14 protein-coding genes and 1 riboswitch are annotated in these 15264 nt (G+C 72.6%); of the genes, 6 read left to right on the top strand and 8 right to left on the bottom strand.

Annotation, left to right across the window (positions count from 1 at the left end):
• Positions 1-79: 79 nt before the first annotated feature.
• From FHX44_RS12050 to FHX44_RS12035, 4 genes are all read right to left on the bottom strand, one after another.
• Positions 80-1555: a sodium:solute symporter family transporter gene (locus FHX44_RS12050; protein WP_147255842.1), complete on the bottom strand. Its 1476-nt coding sequence runs from the start codon at positions 1553-1555 to the stop codon at positions 80-82.
• Positions 1556-1599: 44 nt separating this feature from the next.
• Entirely contained in the window at positions 1600-2757 is a 1158-nt protein-coding gene (locus FHX44_RS12045; protein ID WP_246170327.1) for an agmatinase family protein, read from the bottom strand.
• Positions 2758-2812: 55 nt separating this feature from the next.
• Positions 2813-2918: riboswitch (guanidine-I (ykkC/yxkD leader) on the bottom strand.
• A 116-nt stretch (positions 2919-3034) separates the two neighbouring features.
• Entirely contained in the window at positions 3035-3229 is a 195-nt protein-coding gene (locus FHX44_RS12040; RefSeq protein WP_147255840.1) for a helix-turn-helix domain-containing protein, read from the bottom strand.
• Positions 3230-3235: 6 nt separating this feature from the next.
• Positions 3236-3424 carry a helix-turn-helix domain-containing protein gene (locus tag FHX44_RS12035; protein WP_170308883.1) on the bottom strand — a complete coding sequence of 63 codons (189 nt, stop codon included), beginning with the start codon at positions 3422-3424 and terminating at the stop codon, positions 3236-3238.
• Positions 3425-3626: 202 nt separating this feature from the next.
• Between FHX44_RS12035 and FHX44_RS12030 the strand changes: the two genes are divergently transcribed.
• On the top strand, positions 3627-3812 hold the full coding sequence (locus FHX44_RS12030) for a hypothetical protein (protein WP_147255838.1): 186 nt from the start codon (positions 3627-3629) through the stop codon (positions 3810-3812).
• Positions 3813-3965: 153 nt separating this feature from the next.
• On the opposite strand, the gene FHX44_RS12025 is transcribed toward FHX44_RS12030, so the two are convergent.
• A complete protein-coding gene (locus FHX44_RS12025) occupies positions 3966-4757 on the bottom strand; it encodes an SAM-dependent methyltransferase (RefSeq protein WP_147255836.1) in 792 nt (263 codons plus the stop codon).
• 36 nt (positions 4758-4793) lie between these two features.
• Positions 4794-5585 (bottom strand): SAM-dependent methyltransferase, encoded by a 792-nt coding sequence (locus FHX44_RS12020; protein WP_147255834.1) that lies wholly within the window; start codon positions 5583-5585, stop codon positions 4794-4796.
• Between the two features lie 128 nt (positions 5586-5713).
• Here FHX44_RS12020 and mfd point away from each other — a divergent pair, with 128 nt between their 5' ends.
• The 5 genes from mfd (at position 5714) to FHX44_RS11995 (ending at position 12594) form a co-directional block, all read left to right on the top strand.
• A complete protein-coding gene (gene mfd / locus FHX44_RS12015; RefSeq protein ID WP_246170326.1) occupies positions 5714-9262 on the top strand; it encodes a transcription-repair coupling factor in 3549 nt (1182 codons plus the stop codon).
• A 219-nt stretch (positions 9263-9481) separates the two neighbouring features.
• On the top strand, positions 9482-9928 hold the full coding sequence (locus FHX44_RS12010; protein ID WP_147255829.1) for an RDD family protein: 447 nt from the start codon (positions 9482-9484) through the stop codon (positions 9926-9928).
• A gap of 42 nt (positions 9929-9970) precedes the next feature.
• On the top strand, positions 9971-10867 hold the full coding sequence (locus tag FHX44_RS12005; RefSeq protein WP_246170938.1) for a SurA N-terminal domain-containing protein: 897 nt from the start codon (positions 9971-9973) through the stop codon (positions 10865-10867).
• Positions 10867-11814 (top strand): nucleoside triphosphate pyrophosphohydrolase, encoded by a 948-nt coding sequence (locus FHX44_RS12000; protein ID WP_147255824.1) that lies wholly within the window; start codon positions 10867-10869, stop codon positions 11812-11814. Before FHX44_RS12005 ends, FHX44_RS12000 begins: the two co-directional genes overlap by 1 nt.
• 9 nt (positions 11815-11823) lie before the next feature.
• Complete coding sequence (locus tag FHX44_RS11995) at positions 11824-12594, top strand: lytic transglycosylase domain-containing protein (protein WP_246170325.1); 771 nt, start codon at positions 11824-11826, stop codon at positions 12592-12594.
• A 283-nt stretch (positions 12595-12877) separates the two neighbouring features.
• On the opposite strand, the gene efeB is transcribed toward FHX44_RS11995, so the two are convergent.
• Positions 12878-14113, bottom strand: a complete 1236-nt coding sequence (gene efeB, locus FHX44_RS11990) for an iron uptake transporter deferrochelatase/peroxidase subunit (protein WP_147255822.1) — start codon at positions 14111-14113, stop codon at positions 12878-12880.
• Complete coding sequence (gene efeO, locus FHX44_RS11985) at positions 14110-15261, bottom strand: iron uptake system protein EfeO (RefSeq protein WP_147255820.1); 1152 nt, start codon at positions 15259-15261, stop codon at positions 14110-14112. Before efeO ends, efeB begins: the two co-directional genes overlap by 4 nt.
• Between the last annotated feature and the right edge of the window lie 3 nt (positions 15262-15264).

The following is a 15264-nucleotide window of genomic DNA, read 5'->3' as shown; positions in this document are numbered from 1 at the left end:
GGTCCGTATCAACGAGCGGAGGAACCTGCGGATCATCATTCGATCCTGTCAGCGAGCCGACGGGCGGGCCTCCGTAGAACTACGGCTCGACGGCCACCACGGCCGCCCGCTCGGCCAGCGCGCTCTCCCGACGCGGCACCAGTACTGCCACCGCCACGAACACCCCGAGGGACACGACGGGGCAGATCAGCGTCGGCCAGCCGTCGAAACCAGGGCCGAACACCTCGTTGGGGACGTGGAGCAGGGTGTTCTCGACGCCGTAGAACGTCGGGGTCAGGGCGAAGAGCACCAGCCGCAGCACCACGCCCACGCCGATCGACGCCGCGGCCGCAGCCGTCGTGACCCCGGCGGGCCACCAGTGGCCGAGCACGAACGGCACCACGAGCCCGGCGAGCATGAGGTCGAACGCCAGGGTGAGCAGGATGCCGGTCTCGGGCACCCGCAGCGCGAAGAAGATCGCGATACCCACCACGAGCGGCATCGTGAACCGCACGCGCCGCAGCAGCGGGTCGCGCCCGCCGCTCGGATCGGCCTGCTGTTCCAGCCCGGCGATGTTGCGGACGGCCACGCACGCCGTGCCGAGGATGACGCCGTTGGCCGTCGAGCACGAGGCGGCGACGATCGCCGACAGCACGAGGATCGTCAGGATGGCCGGGGCGTAGCCCTCCAGCAGGGCGAACAGCACCGGGCCGTCGGCCGGACCGGAGAGGATCGCGCCGCTGGAGAGCGCCACGAGCGCGTAGGGGATGCCGACGACCGCCGTGCCCGCAGCCCCGACGAAGCACGCGCGCCGCGCCGTCTCGGGCGACTTCGCGGAGAAGATGCGCTGCATGAAGTCGATGGCGACGATGTCGCCGATGCCGAGCGCGACGAGCGTGGCCCAGTTGATCGGGGCGCCCTGCGCCGGGTCGGTGAGCTGGCCGAGGTCGAACGGGCCCATGCCCTCCGGGATCGTGATCCCGTAGCTCACGGCCACCCAGATCAGCAGGGCCGCCGAGCCGATCACCGTGATCACCATCTGGATGAACGCCGTGTAGGCGTCGCTGAACATGCCGCCGGTGATCGTGTACGCGAGCACGACGCCGACGATCAGCAGCACGCCGACGGTGTAGCTGGTGCCGAGGAAGCGCTCGAACAGGAACCCGCCCGCCACCAGGTTGCCGGCGAGCAGGATGCAGAAGCTGAAGATCATGAGGACGGACGCGACGAGCTCGACCCCGCGCCCGTACTTCCGCCGGTAGAAGTCGGGCAGGCTGAGCAGGCCCATGCGGTTCATCGGTTTGGCGAAGAAGATGCCGGTGAGCAGCAGGCACAGGCCGAGACCGAGCGGCAGCGACGCGCCCGCCCAGAACCCGAGGCTCGCGGACAGGTCCGTGTTGCCGAGGGTGGCGTTGGAGTCGACGGCCTGGCCCATGAGGCCCGCCGCCGAGAGCGGCAGGGCCAGCGAACGGCCTGCGACGAGGAAGTTGGTGCTGTCGCCGTCGACCTTGCGGGCGACGGCGAGTCCGACGACGAGCACGACGAGGACGCTGATCGCGACGCCGAGGATGATCATGGTGGCTCCCGGGCTGGTGGGACGTGCCTGAGGACTGGGGGAGATCAGGACGTGCGGCGGGGGAGATGGCCGGACCGCACCAGGCAGCCGAGGGTGTCGCAGATGACGCGGGTGGCGATCAGCGACGTGATCTCGGCGTTGTCGTAGGGCGGGGAGCACTCGACGACCTCGATCCCGGCGAGCGGGCGGGCGTCGGCGATGATCTGGATGAACTTCAGGACCTCGCGGGGTAGGAAACCGCCGGGCTCCGGCCAGCCGGTGCCGGGCACGAACGCGGCGTCCAGGCAGTCGACGTCGAACGACAGCCACACGGCGTCGGCCCCGTCCCACGCCACGTCGAGGGCGCGCTGCGCGGCCTCCTCGATGCCCATCTCGACGCAGTCGGTGACGGTCATGATCGTCGTGCCGCGCTCGCGTCCGACCTGCACGCCCGGTCGCGGGGCCTGCCAGCCGCCGATGCCGATCTGCACGAGGTTCTTCGCCGGCACGTTCGGGATGTCCGTGGCGTGGAACCACGGCGTGGTGTGCATCCGCTCGTCGAGGTCGGTCTCCTGGGTGTCGACGTGGCGGTCGAAGTGGATGATTCCGAGGTTGCCGCCGTTCAGGTGCGGTGCGACACCGCGGACGGTGGGGTAGCCGATCGAGTGGTCGCCGCCGAGCACCACCGGGAACGCGCCGGACGCGTAGACGTGCGAGACGGCCTTGCTGATCTGGTCGAAGGTCTTCTCGATGTTGCCGGGGATCGTGAAGACGTCGCCCAGGTCGCCGATCGTGATCGACTCCCGCAGGTCGACGCCCAGCTCGAAGCTGTACGGGCCGTACAGCGCGGAGATCTTGCGGATGCCCTGCGGGCCGAACCGGGTGCCCGAGCGGTAGGTCGTGCCGCCGTCGAACGGGGCGCCGAGCACGGCCACGTCGTACTCGCCGCAGCGGCGGACGTCCTCGACGTACGGGGCCTTGAGGAACGTGTTGATCCCGGCGAAGTGCGGCAGCTCGCCCCGGGAGAACGTCGGGATGCGCCTGTCGACGATCGAGTCGGCGCCGGGGAGACCCAGCTCCAGGCCGCGGGCGATCTCCTCCTCCCACTTGGTGGTCGGCAGGCCCGCCTCGGCGCGGACGGCGAACGCGGCCTCCGGCCCGTAGTTCTCGTGCAGCTCCGGGCCGTCCGGGGTCTGATCGGGGAGTCGGGGGTGGTAGTGCACGGAAGGCTCCTCACGGTCGGGGGCACCGACCGCGGAGCAGCCGGTACCACCAGCTGTCTCCCGGGCTTTTGTCCCGCCGTGGGGCGGCCGTCGCGCGTGGCCGCCTGCGTCTCTCGGACCAGACCCCCGTCGAGCGGAGCGGAACCCTAGACGCGCCTCACGTGTGTGAGTCGCGGATCAGTACACGCACGCGCTGTTGCAGGCGATCGCTTCGAGCGTTACCGGTTGATGAAGCTGCCAAGCCGGCAGCTCGGCGGCCGGTCCGGAGGAAGTGCGGTTACTCCGGGCGAGTGCGCAGCTTGAGCAGCTGGTCGCGGAGATCGTCGAGGTCCCACAGGTAGCGACCCGACCTCTTGTCGCCTCCCGGGGTCACGAGCGCCGGCCTCAGCCTGCCCTCCTGGGCCCACCTCGCCAGCGAGCGTGCCGACACCCCCAGCTCGCGCGCCGCTTGCGTGGTGGTCAGCAGACGCACGTTTGCTCAGTCCGACCGCTTCCGGAGCTGCCGTAGCTGCTCCCGGACGTCCTCCAGCTCCCACCGGTACTGACCGCCCGGGGTGACGAGTGTGGGCTTCAGCTGCCCCTCCTGCGCCCATCGCGCGATCGATCGGGCATGGAGCCCCAACTCGCGGGCCAGCTGGCCCGTGGTCAGGAGTCGATCCGCCGCCACGTCTGGACGGTACGTCGGCGAGTCTGTCCTGCTCAGCCCTTGTGTCAGGGCTATCAGAGATAGCGCACATTTCCGATTTGGCTTAGTCTGCAGGTATGGCGTTATGGATGACGGAGCTACCGGGGGGCGGGTTCGCGATGGGTGAGGCACCGGACGAGGCGGAGGCGCGGCTGCAGATCACGCGTCAGCAGGGCGGGCGTCGGTGACGTTCCACGAGCGCAGCGGGCGGTACCGGTGGACGGTGGTGTTGGACGAGGGGAAGTCCTCGCACGGGTGGGCGGAGACGGAGGAGGAGGGGTGGTGGTTCGTGAAGGAGGCGGTGAACCGGCCGTTCCGCGGGACGCACCACCGCAGGCCCCGCGGCCTGTGGACCCTGCCCCCGGGGTAGTTCTGAGCACGAGGCGCACGTCAGCGCTGCAGCGATCGCGCTCGCGTGCTTCTCGAGCGGCTCGATCCCGGCGAGGAGTACTCCACGGCTGCGCGATCGGCGACGGCGTGCTGCTCGGAGTGATCAGCAGCTGCGACGGGCTGGCGGCCGCCTTCAGCGGATGCAGCCGACCGCCGCCCATATGCCACGGTGCTGGTCGCCGATCGTGTCCTCCGGGCGCCACTCCGTCGCGTCCACGAGGCCGGGCTCCACCAGTTCGGTGTCGCGCAGCATGTCGGCGACCACGTCCCGGGTGCGGAGCGTCACGGGGTTCGCGGTGTTGCGGTAGACGTCGCCGAGGGCGCGCAGCTCGGCGGGGTCGTGGTCGGCCGTGCCGTGCGAGAGGACGTGGATGCTGCCGGGCGCGAGCCGGCTGCGGTAGCGCTGCGCGAGCCCCACGGGGTCGTCCTCGTCGGGGATGAAGGGGAGCGCGGCGACGGTGAGCAGGGCGACCGGACGGGAGAGGTCGAGCAGATCGCGGACGCCGGGAGCGGCGAAGACGGCGTCGGGGTCGCGGATGTCGGCCATCGTGATGGTGGCCAGCGGGTCGTCCTCCAGCAGGGCCGCCGCAGAGGCGACGGTGACCGGCTCGTTGTCGATGTAGGCGACCCGCGCCCGGGAGCCGAGGTTCCGCGCGATCTCGTGGACGTTGCCGACCGTCGGGATGCCGGAGCCGAGGTCGAGGAACTGGTCGAGGCCTTCTCCGATGCAGAACCGCACGGCGCGGTGCAGGAAGAACCGGTTGGCCCGCGCGACGTCCACGGCGTAGGGGATCGCCGCCTTGACCCGCTCGGCCGCGGCGCGGTCGGCGGCGAAGTTGTGCGAGCCGCCCAGGTAGTAGTCGTACATCCGGGCGGCGTTGGGCACCTCGGGGTCGACGGCCGGCAGCTTCGACAGGTCGGTCATGCGGGTGATGCTCCCGGCGGGGTGGGGCGCAGTCCACTAACGGATGCGCCCGACGGCGGCCCACATCCCCCGGTGCTGCCTGCCCGCCGTGTCGTCCGGGCGCCACTCGGTGACGTCCACGATCCCCGGCTCCTCGAGCTCGAGGCCGGCCAGGAGGGCGGCGACCTGCTCGCGGGAGCGGAGCCGTCCGGGGTTGGCGGTGCTGCGGTACACGTCCTCGGCCGCCGTGAGCTCGGTCCTGTCGTGGTCGCCCGTCACGTGGGACAGCACGTGCATGCTGCCCGGCACCAGCCGACCGCGGTACTGCTCCACGATGGCTGCGGCCTCGTCGTCGTCGTGCACGAACTGCAGCACGGAGACCGTCAGCAGCGCCACGGGGCGGGACAGGTCGAGGAGCTCGCGCACGCCGGGTGCCTCGAACACGGCGTCGGGTTCCCGCAGGTCCGCCGCGGTGATCGTGGCGAGCGGGTCACCGTCGAGCAGCGCGGCGGCTGAGGCGACGGTGACCAGCTCGTTGTCGACGTAGGCCACCCGCGCCGCCGGATCGACGGCCCGGGCCGCCTCGTGGACGTTGCCGACCGTCGGGATGCCGGATCCGAGGTCGAGGAACTGGTCGATCCCCTCCCGCGCGCAGAACCGCACGGCCCGCCCCAGGAAGTACCGGTTCGCGTGGATCACCTGCGCCGCGAACGGCATGACGGCGATGGTGCGTTCGACGGCTGCCCGATCGGCCGCGAAGTTGTGGGAGCCGCCCAGGAAGTAGTCGTACATGCGGGCGGCGTTCGGGACGGCTGGGTCGACCGGCGGCAGCTTCGACAGGTCGGTCATGGCGATCGATACTGCCAGCGGGCGGTGAGACCGCGGGCGTAGTCTGGATGGAGGCCCCACCCTGGGGGACGTCCGGGGCAGGGGTCTGTTCTGCGTGCGCTTCTCCTGCCTTGCGAGGGTCCTCCGACGTGGCCAAGCTCTCCGGTCTTCTCCGCTCCTGCCTCTCCGATCCCGATCTGGGTGCCGTGGTCGAGGCCGCCCGCGACGCCCGCGCCGACGGTGTGCCCGCCCTGGCGGTGGAGGGGCCTTCGGCGCTGCGGCCGTTCCTCGCCGCGGCGTTCGGCACCGCCGAGGGCGGCGCCGGCCGCACGGTCCTCGTCGTCACCGCCACCGATCGCGAGGGCGAGGACGCCGGCGCCGCGGCCGCCGACCTGCTCGGTCCGGACGATGTCGCCGTGCTCCCGTCCTGGGAGACGCTGCCGCACGAGCGGCTGTCCCCGCGCCCGGACACGGTCGGGCGCCGCCTGGAGATCTTCCGCCGGCTCGCCGCGCCGGAGACGGCACCCCGCGTGGTGATCGCGGCGGCGCGCAGCCTCATCCAGCCGATCGCCCCCGGCCTCGGCACGCTCGACCCGGTCCGGCTGCGGGTCGGCGACACCCACGACTTCGACGCGCTGCTCGTCCGCCTCGTCGAGCTGGCCTACACGCGCGTCGAGATGGTCACCGCGCGTGGCGAGTTCGCCGTCCGCGGCGGGCTCGTCGACATCTTCCCGCCCACCGCCGAGCACCCGGTGCGCGTGGAGTTCTGGGGTGACGAGGTGAGCGAGCTGCGCTCGTTCGCGGTGGCCGACCAGCGCTCCGTCGCACCCGTCGAGGAGCTGCTCGCCCCCGGCTGCCGGGAGCTGCTGCTCACCGAGCCGGTGCGGGAGCGGGCGGCCGCGCTCGCACGCACCCACGAGAACAACCCGCAGCTGCGGGAGCTCCTGGAGCACCTCGCGCAGGGCATCCCGAGCGAGGGCATGGAGTCGCTGGTGCCGGCGCTGGTCGCGGGCGAGCTGGAGCTGCTGACCGACCTGCTGCCGGCCGGCTCGCTGGTGCTGCTCGCCGACCCGGAGCGCATCCGGACCCGCAGCGCCGACCTGGTGCGCACCGGCCAGGAGTTCCTGGAGGCGAGCTGGTTCGCCGCGGGCGTCGGCGGCGACTCGCCCATCGACGTGGGCGCGTCCGCGTACCGCGACCTCGGCGATGTGCTGGAACACGCGTCGGCCACCGGCCGGCCGGTCGTCACGCTGAGCCCGCTGGTGTCCGGTCGCGACGACGTGCTCGCCCCGGCCGTGCACGAGGTGGAGAGCTACCGCGGCGACATCGACCGCGCGCTGGTCGACCTGCGCGCCCACGTCGCCACGGGCGGCACCGCCGTGCTCGTCGTCGCGGGCCACGGCACGGCGCAGCGCTCGCTCGAGCAGCTGCGCGAGGCCGACGTGCCGGCCAAGCACGTCGAGGAACTGGTGGGCGAGCCGGAGCCGGGACTGGTCACGGTCACCTGCGGGCGGCTCACCGAGGGCTTCACGACGCGCGCGCTCGTGCTGCTCACCGAGGCCGACCTCACCGGCAACCGGGCGGCAGGCACCGAGCCGCGCAAGCTGGCGTCGCGGCGACGCAACGCGGTCGACCTCGTCACCCTGCAGCCGGGCGACTACGTGGTGCACTCCCAGCACGGCATCGGCCGCTTCGTCGAGATGCGCGAACGCACCGTCGGCGGCGCCACCCGCGAGTACCTGGTGCTGGAGTACGCGAGCTCGAAGCGCGGACAGCCCGCCGACCGCCTGTTCGTCCCCACGGACTCGCTCGACGAGATCAGCCGCTACGTCGGCGGCGAGGTGCCCACGCTCAACAAGCTCGGCGGCGCCGACTGGGCCAAGACGAAGGGCCGGGCCCGCAAGGCCGTCCGGCAGATCGCGGCACAGCTCGTGCAGCTCTACGCGGCGCGCCAGTCCTCGCCGGGCCACGCCTTCGGCAAGGACACCCCGTGGCAGCGGGAGCTGGAGGACGCGTTCCCGTACACCGAGACGCCCGACCAGCTGGCGGCGATCGAGGAGGTCAAGCGCGACATGGAGCGCTCGGCCCCGATGGACCGGGTGATCTCCGGCGACGTCGGGTTCGGCAAGACCGAGATCGCGGTGCGCGCGGCGTTCAAGGCCGTGCAGGACGGCAAGCAGGTGGCGGTGCTCGTGCCCACCACGCTGCTCGCCACCCAGCACCTGCAGACGTTCGCCGACCGGATGCGCGCCTTCCCCGTCACCGTCAAGGGCCTGTCGCGGTTCACCGACAACATCGAGGCGAAGCAGACCATCGAGGGTCTCGCCGACGGCACCGTCGACGTCGTGGTCGGCACCCACCGGCTGCTGCAGACCGGCGTGCGCTGGAAGGACCTCGGCCTCGTGATCGTCGACGAGGAGCAGCGCTTCGGCGTGGAGCACAAGGAGCACATCACGGCGCTGCGCACGCACGTCGACGTGCTCACGCTCTCCGCGACGCCGATCCCGCGCACGCTCGAGATGAGCCTCGCCGGCATTCGCGAGATGTCGACGATCGCCACCCCGCCCGAGGACCGCCACCCCACGCTCACCTACGTCGGCGCGTACAGCGACAAGCAGGTGACCGCAGCGATCCGCCGGGAGCTGCTGCGTGACGGCCAGGTGTTCTACGTCCACAACCGCGTCTCCACGATCGACCGGGCGGCGCGGAAGATCCGCGAACTCGTGCCGGAGGCCCGGGTGGCCATCGCGCACGGCCAGATGAACGAGGACATCCTGGAACGCACGGTCAACGGGTTCTGGCACAAGGAGTACGACGTCCTCGTCTGCACCACGATCGTCGAGAACGGCCTGGACATCTCCAACGCCAACACGCTCATCGTCGAGCGCTCGGACACGCTCGGGCTCTCGCAGCTGCACCAGCTGCGCGGCCGCGTCGGTCGTGGCCGCGAGCGCGGCTACGCCTACTTCCTGTTCCCGCCGGAGCACCCGCTCACGGAGACCGCGCACGACCGGCTCGCCACGATCGCCCAGCACTCCGACCTGGGCTCGGGCGCCGCCGTCGCGATGAAGGACCTGGAGATCCGGGGCGCGGGCAACATCCTGGGCGCCGAGCAGTCCGGCCACATCGCGGGCGTCGGGTTCGACCTCTACATCCGGCTCGTCGGCGAGGCCGTCGCGGCGTTCCGCAGGCAGGCGGGCGCAGGCGAGGGCGAGGAGGAGGAGCAGCTGGCCGAGGTGCGGGTGGACCTGCCGATCGACGCCCACGTGCCGCACGACTACGTCACCGGCGAGCGCCTGCGGCTGGAGGTCTACCGCAAGATCGCCGAGGCCTCGGACGGCGCGGCGCTCGACGCGATCGTCGAAGAGCTCGGCGACCGCTACGGCGAGCCGCCCACCCCGGTGCGCAACCTGCTCGCCGTCGCCGCTTTCCGCCAGACCTGCCGGACGCTGGGCGTCGGCGAGGTGACGGTGGCGGGCACGGGCATCCGCATCGGGCCGGTCGAGCTCCCCGACTCGGCGCAGATGCGGCTCAAGCGCCTGCACCCCAAGGCGACCTACAAGCCCGCGGCCAAGATCGTGACCATCCCGAAGCCCACCGAGAGCGGCCGGGTCGGCGGGGCACCGCTGCGCGATGTTGCTCTGTTGGAGTGGTGCACGAAGCTGCTCACCGACCTGCTGGCGCCGGTGCGGACCTGACGGCCTGCGTCCGATCACCTGCGTGGAGTAACGGTCCGCAGCGTAGAGCGATCAACAGGCTGGAGCCCTCCGGGACTGGCCTGGACGGGCAAGACGCCCGGGAGAGCAGAGTTGACCCACCCCGCCGACTCCGCAGGCTCGGCCGGCTCTCCGTCCGCTGACGTGCCCGATCTCCACCCGGAGACCGAGCCGTCGCGTCGGGAGCCCCCGGGGAGCGCCGTGCGCCCCCGACCACCCGCGCGCTACGGGTTCCCGTTGTTCGCGACGTACGGGCAGCGGGTCGGTGGCTTCCTCGTCGACATCGGCATCCCGGCCGGGCTGCTGGCCGTCGTGCTGATCGCCGCGCTCGCCACCAGGGACGTCGTCGTGATCGGCATCGTCTACCCCGGTGCCGCCCTCGTCGGGCTGGCGTTCCTCGTGTGGAACAGCGGGTACCGGCAGGGCCGCTCCGGCCAGAGCCTCGGCAAGAGCGTGCTCGGCACGCGGCTGGTCAGCGCCGGTTCCGGCGAGCCGGTCGGGTTCGGCCGGGCGTTCGGGCGGCAGGTCGCGCACCTGGTCGACGCGATCCCGCTGGGAGTCGGCTTTCTCTGGCCGCTGTGGGACGAGCAACGGCAGACCTTCGCGGACAAGATGTGCTCCACGCACGTCGTCCAGGCCGACCTCTGATCCGGGCCTCACGCCGCGCGTGAGAAGGTGTCGGTCGTGCGTATGCAGGTGGGACGCGTTGCGGCGGCCGTCGCCGTCATCGGTGCGGTGATCAGCGGGTGCGGTGGGCCGATCCAGGCGGGCACGGCGGTGTTCGTCGGGGACAACGCCGTCCCGATCGAGCGCGTGCAGAGCCAGCTCGACACGGCTCTGGCCAAGAAGGACCTGATCGCGCAGATCACGGCGCAGGGCGGCACCACGGCCGACCTCGCCCGGAGCATCGTCACGCGCGCCGTCCTGCACGACCTGCTCGACCGGCGCGCTGCGCAGGACGGCATCGTCGTCACCGACGCGCAGATCGACGCCTACATCGCCGAGAACGGCGGCATCGACGCGCTCCTCGACGGTTCGCTGTTCGACCAGCCGACGCTGCGTCAGATCGTGCGTGACGACCTGATCGCCGCTCAGCTGGCCCAGCGGGAAATCGGCGGGCTCGTCGTCACCGCGGATCTCGTCGCCGCCACCTCGCGCGCAGACGCCGAGTCCGCTGCCGCCACGCTGCAGGCCGGCGGACCGCAGGCCGACGCCCTGTTCGACGATCCGCGCACCGCGAGGCGCGACCAGACGTTCGCCGCAGCGGCCTCGCCGGAGAACGCCAGGACCGTGCTGTTCGGCGTGCCGGCCGGCAGCGTGATCGCGTTCCAGCCGAACCCCGGCCAGAGCCAGTGGATCGTCGCGCGGATCACCGACCGGCGCACCGACGCCCCGTCCGACCCGGAGGCACTGAGCGGCATGAGCCAGTCCCAGCTGGCCGCCATCGGCGAGCGGCTGGTGCAGCCCACGGCCGACACGATCGGCATCCGCGTCAACCCGCGCTACGGGGTGTGGGACCCGGTCCAGCTGCGGATCGTCGCCGACGGCCAGCAGGCCGGCTCGGTCCTCCCGCCCGTCGCCGGCTGATGAGCACGGGGATCGTGCAGCGGACGGTCGTCGTCCTGCCCGAGCGGTGGAGCGGGGTGCTTCCGGCTGCCGCCGTCCCGGCGTTGCGGGCGGCCGAGCGGGTGCTCGCCGATGCCTCCGTGCCCGATGAGGTGGTGGCCGCCACGGGCGCCGTTCGCGCCGACGGCTGGGGAGCCGACGGGGCGGCCGAGGTGCTGCTGACCACCGACCCGGCCCGGGCCGACGGCGCCGCCGTCATCGGCCTCCCGGAGGGGAGCGCGCTGCTCGACGCCGTCGCGGTGATGGACCGGCTGCGCTCGCCCGGCGGCTGCCCGTGGGACGCCGAGCAGACCCACGAGTCGCTGCTGCAGTACCTGATCGAGGAGTGCTACGAGCTCTACCAGGCGATCGAGGACGGCGACGGCGACGCCATCCGAGAGGAGCTCGGCGACGTGCTGCTGCAGGTGCTGTTCCACGCGCGCGTCGCCGCGGAGGACACCGCGCGGCCGTTCACGATCGACGACGTCGCAGGCGACCTCGTCGCCAAGCTCGTCGGGCGGCACCCGCACGTGTTCGCCGGCAGCGAGCGGATCGACACGGCCGAGCGCCAGGAGCACCGCTGGGAGGAGCTCAAGCGCGCCGAGAAGCAGCGCGAGTCCAGCGTCGACGGCGTGCCGCTCGGTCAGCCCGCCGTCGCGCTCGCCGCGAAGCTCACGAGCCGCACGGCCCGCGCACACCTGCCGGCCGACCTGCTGCCGGCAGGCGCGAGCGTGGGGGAGCAGCTCTTCGCGCTGGCCGCCAAGGCGAAGCTCGCCGGGGTCGACCCGGAGGCCGAGCTGCGGTCGGCCGCGCGCCGGTTCGCCGACACGGTGCGAGCCGCGGAGCAGGCCGCCGCGGCCGACGGCGCCGACCCGCACGCCCTCGACGCCGCCGGGTGGCGGCGCTACTGGTCCACACGAGCTGGTTAACCTGGTCGGGTGACGGCACGTCGTGGACGATTCGGCGCAATCGCGCTGGCCGTGCTCGGGATCATGACGATGGTGGTGCTCATCGGGGTGTCGATCCTCTCGGCCCGCGACAGCCGCGACCACAGGGCGGAGCGCCCCCAGCGCGGTGACGGCCTCACCGCGGCCGACGTCGACCGGGACACACCCGTCCCCCAACCGCCGCCGCTGGCGGAGGGCACCGACCTCCTCAGGTGGTCCGCCACAGCGGCCGAACGCAGCGGCGTCCCGGCCCGGGCGCTGCGCGCCTATGCCGCCGCCGAGCTGGCCCAGCGCTCCGCCACCCCGGAGTGCCGCCTCTCCTGGAGCACCCTCGCCGGGATCGGGCGCGTCGAGTCCGACCACGGCCGGTTCGGCGGCGCGCGGGTCGGCACAGACGGCGCCGCCCGTCCGTCGATCATCGGGCCGCCGCTCGACGGCTCGCCCGGCGTGCGCGAGATCCGCGACACCGACGGCGGCCGCCTCGACGGCGACACCACGTTCGACCGCGCGGTCGGCCCGATGCAGTTCCTGCCCGGCACCTGGGCCCGCTACGGCGCCGACGGCAACGGCGACGGGGTGCGCGACCCGAACCAGCTCGACGACGCCGCACTCGCCGCGGCCGGCTACCTCTGCGCCGACGGCCGCGACACGGCCAGCGGAGAGGGATGGTGGGCCGGCGTGCTCACCTACAACAGCTCGGTCGCCTACGCCCGCCTCGTCTGGGCAGCCGCCGACCGCTACACCGAGGCCACCGCCGCCTGACAGCCCCCGCGAGTCCGCCGAACCAGCACGGCGAGTCCGACATCCCGACACGGCGAGTCCGACATCTCCTCGCGCTGAATCTGGCGTCGCGGAGCGCGCACGATCGCTCGACTCGCCCGCGCACGATCGTCGGACTCGCCGTGCGCGATCGTCGGACTCGCCGTGCTGGGACGCAAGACTGGCCGTGCTGGGACGCAAGACTCGCCGTGCTGGGATGCAAGACTCGCCGTGCTGGGACGCAAGACTCGCCGTGCTGGGACGCAAGACTCGCCCGGGGGGAGGGTCAGGCCTCGAGGAGGGGCTGGGCCCAGTACTGGCCCTCGGTGAGGCCGGGTGGGCAGGCGAAGACGGCGGAGCCGGTGTGCTCGATGTACTCCATCATCACGTCGTTGTTGGCCAGCGCGCGCTGCATCGGCACGAACTGGGCGTGCGGGTCACGCATGAACGCCACGAAGAACAGGCCGGCGTTGAGGTGGCCCTGGCCGTCGCTGCCGTCGACGAAGTTGTAGCCGCGTCGCAGGATCCGCACGCCGTTCAGCGCCTCGGCCGAGGCGAGCCGGATGTGCGCCACCTCCCCGATGCGCGGCTGTCCGTCCGGCCCGATGGCGGCGAAGTCGGCGGGGTCGAACTCACCGGTCGCGCCGAGCGCGGCGCCCTCGCCCTTCGTCCGCCCGATGATCGTCTCCTGCTCGGTGAGCGAGGTGCGATCCCAGATCTCGATGTGCATGCGGATCCGGCGCGCGACGAGGTAGGTGCCGCCCGCGAGCCACGGGGGCCCGTCGGCGGGCTGCACCCACACGTGCTGGTCCAGCTCGGCGCCGTCCTCGGCCTTGAGGTTGCGGGTGCCGTCCTTGAAGCCGAAGAGGTTGCGCGGCGTCGCCTGCGCCGTGGACGTCGACGACGTGCGTCCGAACCCCAGCTGCGACCACCGCACCGTCGTGGTGCCGAAGCCCATCCGCACCAGGTTGCGCACCGCGTGCACGGCGACCTGCGGGTCGTCGGCGCACGCCTGGATGCACAGGTCGCCGCCGGACAGGGCCGGATCGAGCTGGTCGAGGGTGAATCGGGGCAGCTCGGCGAGCCCGGCCGGGCGCAGCGCCGGGTCGAGCCCGAGCTTGTCGAAGAACCCGGGCCCCACGCCGAACGTCAGTGTGAGCTTCGCCGCCGGCAGCCCGAGCGCCTCGCCGGTGTCGGCCGGCGGTCCGTCCGGGTTGCCGCCCACCGCACCGCCGGGGGCGGTCTCCGCCCCGGCGGTCATGCGCTCGGCCGCGGTCGTCCACTTCTGCAGCAGGGCGCGGACCCGATCCCGGTTGTCCGTGGTGAGGTCCAGCGCGACGAAGTGCAGCCGGTCCTGCGCGGGCGTGACGATGCCGGCCTGCCGCTCACCCCGGAACGGAACGACCCCCTCGGCGACGGGCGCGAGCGAGGCCGAGCACGCCGTCACGGCGCCGGCGCCGGCGACCGCCGCCCCGGCGCCCGCCCAGCCGAGCAGCCGCCGCCGGGAGAGCCGCCCGGTCATGACGTGACGACCCCCGCGACCTGGCTCACCGGCTCGCCCAGCGCGTCGACGGCCTCGGCCATCCGCCGCTTGTCCTCGTCGGTGAGCTCGGTGTAGAGCCGGTAGCCGTCGCCGACGCGGTACTCCTCGAGCAGCGCGTCGACGGCGGCGAAGCGCTCGTCGAGCACCGGGCCGAGCGTCGGGTCCTTCTCGTCAATCACCGGCCGGAGCGAGGCCACCGCGCCCTGCGAGCCCTCCACGTTGGCCTTGAAGTCCCACAGGTCGGTGTGCGAGTAGCGGTCCTCCTCACCGGTGATCTTGCCGGTCGCGACCTCGTCGAGCAGCTCCTTCGCCCCGTTCGCCAGCTGCACGGGCGTCAGCTCGACGGTCGCCGTACGCGACTGCAGGTCGCGGATGTCGGCCATCAGCTGGTCGGCCATGGCGGGCGAGTCGGCCTGCAGGCCGTCGACCCACAGGTCCTTCTCCAGCCGGTGGTAGCCGGTGAACTGCACGCCGGCGTCGCGCTCGTCGTCCTCCCGGCCGTCGATCTTCGGGTCGATGTCGCCGAACGACTCCGCGACCGGCTCGATCCGCTCCCAGTACGTCCGGGCCACCGGGAACAGCGCCTTCGCGGTCTCGACGTCGCCCGCCTTCACGGCGTCGACGAACTCCTGCGTCTTCGGCACGAGCGCCTCGATCTGCGAGGTGACCCACCGGTGGTAGCCGGTGGTGGCCTCGGCGAGCCGCGTGTTCTCGTCGACGGACCGGGTGGCGGAGCCGGTGACCGTGAACGGGGCGCGGATCCCGTCGCCGACCATGCCCGGCTTGCACGCCGTGGTGTAGCTGCCACCATCCGGCACCTCGACGATCAGGTCGCGGGTGAGCCCCGGGCCGATGTTCTCGACCTCGCCCATGATCCGGTCGCCGGTGCCGTAGAGGTAGAACTCCGTGATCTTGCTGCCGGTGTTGCGGACCGAGAACGTGATCTTGCCGGCCGGCGCCTCGGCGGCGGCGACGTCGCAGCTGGCGTCGGCGGCCGTGACGGCGATCGGGCCACCGCCTGCGGCGTCGCCGCCGCTGGGAGGCGCGGTGCTGGTGCAGGCCGCGAGCGCGGCGGCCGCGCCGATCACTGTGGTGACGCGAACCGCGGCGCGGGACGTGCGGGACATGGT

The organism is Pseudonocardia hierapolitana, assembly GCF_007994075.1.
Classification (GTDB): domain Bacteria; phylum Actinomycetota; class Actinomycetes; order Mycobacteriales; family Pseudonocardiaceae; genus Pseudonocardia; species Pseudonocardia hierapolitana.
The sequence above is the reverse complement of the archived record's forward strand: the minus strand, read 5'-3'. Positions and strand labels throughout refer to the sequence as shown.

Bases quoted from the DNA above. Each gene is read 5' to 3' on its own strand.
- FHX44_RS12025 (WP_147255836.1), bottom strand. From the start codon at position 4,757: ATGACCGACCTGTCGAAGCTGCCGGCCGTCGACCCCGAGGTGCCCAAC.
- FHX44_RS12050 (WP_147255842.1), bottom strand. From the start codon at position 1,555: ATGATCATCCTCGGCGTCGCGATCAGCGTCCTCGTCGTGCTCGTCGTC.
- FHX44_RS12020 (WP_147255834.1), bottom strand. From the start codon at position 5,585: ATGACCGACCTGTCGAAGCTGCCGCCGGTCGACCCAGCCGTCCCGAAC.
- FHX44_RS12000 (WP_147255824.1), top strand. From the start codon at position 10,867: ATGAGCACGGGGATCGTGCAGCGGACGGTCGTCGTCCTGCCCGAGCGG.
- efeO (WP_147255820.1), bottom strand. From the start codon at position 15,261: ATGTCCCGCACGTCCCGCGCCGCGGTTCGCGTCACCACAGTGATCGGC.
- FHX44_RS12005 (WP_246170938.1), top strand. From the start codon at position 9,971: ATGCAGGTGGGACGCGTTGCGGCGGCCGTCGCCGTCATCGGTGCGGTG.
- efeB (WP_147255822.1), bottom strand. From the start codon at position 14,113: ATGACCGGGCGGCTCTCCCGGCGGCGGCTGCTCGGCTGGGCGGGCGCC.